General features: G+C 65.1%; 1 protein-coding gene and 1 pseudogene. Both read left to right on the top strand.

Features of this window, described 5'->3' with window-relative positions; translation table 11 throughout:
* A partial coding sequence (locus DN412_RS42600) for an efflux RND transporter periplasmic adaptor subunit (protein ID WP_115216964.1) occupies positions 1 to 486 on the top strand: 486 nt, incomplete at its 5' end.
* Positions 483 to 2619 (top strand): annotated as a pseudogene (locus DN412_RS42605) (efflux RND transporter permease subunit); the annotation flags it as partial. The gene DN412_RS42600 and the pseudogene DN412_RS42605, both read left to right, overlap by 4 nt.

Genomic DNA, 2619 nt, shown 5'->3' on the forward strand with positions numbered 1-2619 from the left:
GGCAGCCAGTTCCCGCACCACGGCAGGATCACCTTTGCCGACGCCGCCTTCAACGCGGAAACTGGCACCTACATGATCCGCGCCGAGGTCTCCAACCCCGAAGGCACGCTGCGCCCTGGCCAGTTCGTGCGCGTGAAGCTGCACGGCGCCGAACGCACCAAGGCAATCGCGGTGCCGCAGGAGGCCATCATCCAGGGCCCGCGCGGCCAGCAGGTATGGGTGGTGGGCCCGGACAACAAGGCCCAGCAGCGCGTGGTGCAAGCCGGGCAGTGGACCGGCGACAACTGGATCGTCAGCTCCGGCCTGAAGGCGGGTGAGCGCGTGGTGGTCAGCGGCACGCTGCGGCTCGCACCCGGCGCACCGGTGCGGCCCGTGGGGGCCGCGGCCGGGCAGAAGGCGCCCGCCGCCGCCGCTTCCGGCGCGGCAGCGGCATCCGCGCCGCAACCCCAGCCCCAGGCCGCGGCCGGCACCGGGAGCAAGCCATGAAGCTTGCCCACTTCTTTATCGACCGGCCGATCTTCGCCTCGGTCCTGTCGATCATCATCGTGGTGGGCGGGCTGGTGGCGCTGACCAAGCTGCCGATTGCCCAGTTCCCCGAGATCACGCCGCCGTCGATCACGGTCAGCACCAGGTACCCCGGCGCCAGCGCCGAAGTGGTGGCGCAGAACGTGGCCGCGCCGATCGAGCAGCAGGTCAATGGCGCCGACCGGATGATGTACATGAACTCGTCGAGCTCTTCGACGGGCGACATGACGCTGACGGTGTATTTCGAGATCGGGACCGACCCGCAACTGGCGCAGGTGGACGTGCAGAACCGGGTCAACCTGGCGCTGCCGACCCTGCCGGGAGCTGTGACGGCGCAGGGCGTTTCCGTGGAGAAGCGCTCCTCCGCGTTCATGATGGTCATCGCCATCTTCTCGCCGGACAACAGCTACGACCAGACCTTTGTCGGCAACTACGCCAACATCTATGTGCTGGACGCGCTCAAGCGCATTCCCGGCGCCAACCAGTCGGCGATTTTCGGCAGCCCCGACTACGCCATGCGCATCTGGCTGCGCCCGGATCGCATGGCCTCGCTGGGCATCACTACCGAGGACGTCCAGAAGGCCGTCAGCGCGCAGAACCAGCAGTTTTCCGCCGGGCGCATCGGCCAGTCGCCGACCACGGGCCCGGTCCTGCAGACCTTTCCGATCGCGACCAAAGGCCAGATGACCGAGCCCGCCGAGTTCGAGAACATGATCCTGCGCGCGCAGTCGGGCGAGGCAGCGCTGGTGCGTCTCAAGGATATCGGCCGGGCCGAGCTTGGCATCAAGGACTACTCCCTGCGCAGCCGCTACAACGGCAAGACTGCCACGCTGCTGGCGGTCTACCAGCAGCCGGGCGCCAACGCGCTCGATGTCGCCAAGCAAGTCCGGGCGACGCTGGCCGAACTCAAGAAGAGTTTCCCGCCGGGACTGGAGTATGAGATCGCCCTTGACACCACCGAGTTCGTGCATGAATCCATTACGGAAGTGGTGCACACCCTGCGCGACGCGGTGATCCTGGTGATTCTTGTCGTCTTCCTGTTCCTGCAGAGTTTGCGCGCCACCATCGTGCCGATTCTTGCCGTGCCGGTTTCCATCATCGGCGCCTTTATTGGCATGAGCATGTTCGGTTTCTCCGTGAACATGCTCACCTTGTTCGGCATGGTGCTGGCCATCGGTATCGTGGTCGACGACGCGATCGTGGTGATCGAGAACGTCGAGCGCAATATGAAGGAGTTCAATCTGCCGCCAAAGGAGGCGGCCAAGCGCGCGATGGACGAGGTCAGCGGGCCGGTGGTGGCGATTGTGCTGGTGCTGCTGGCGGTGTTTATCCCGGTGGCGTTCCTGTCGGGCATCACCGGGCAGCTGTACAAGCAGTTCGCGGTGACGATCGCGGTGTCGGTGGTGCTGTCCGGCGTGGTGGCGCTGACGCNCAGGTTGTGATCAAGCGGACCGTGATGTCCGTCGCCATCATCCTGGCCATGATTGCGGTGAGCGCGCTGATGTTCGTGCGGATTCCGTCGTCGTTCCTGCCGGTGGAGGATCAGGGCTACCTGTTTGGCGCCGTGATCATGCCCGACGCGTCCAGCCTGGACCGCGCGGGCGTGCTCTCCAGGCGAGCGGAGGCGTGGTACGCCAGGCAACCCGGTGTCAGCTCGGTCGCCTCCGTGGATGGCTATAGCCTGATCGATTCCCAGAACAAGGCGAACGCCGCCACCATGTTCATCACGCTCAAGGGCTTCCACGACCGCAAAGAGGGCGAGAGCGCGGCGGACCTGATCGCCAAAGGGAAGAAGGAATTTGCGACCTACCAGGATGGCGTGACCATTCCGGTCAATCCGCCCTCCATTCCGGGCCTGGGTACCACCGGCGGCTTTGAGTTCTGGCTGCAGAGTACGGCCGACGGCACTTACCAGCAACTTGAAGATAAGGTGCGCGCCTTCATTGCCAAAGCTCAGCAGCGCCCGGAGCTGACGGCGATCAATTCCACCATCAACACGCGCTCGCGCCAACTGATGGTGGAAGTGGACCGCGAGCGCTCGGAAACGCAGGGGGTGCCGGTCGAACAGGTCTATTCAGCGCTACAGACCATGTT

It is taken from the genome of Cupriavidus lacunae, from assembly GCF_003353055.1.
Taxonomy (GTDB): Bacteria; Pseudomonadota; Gammaproteobacteria; order Burkholderiales; family Burkholderiaceae; genus Cupriavidus; species Cupriavidus lacunae.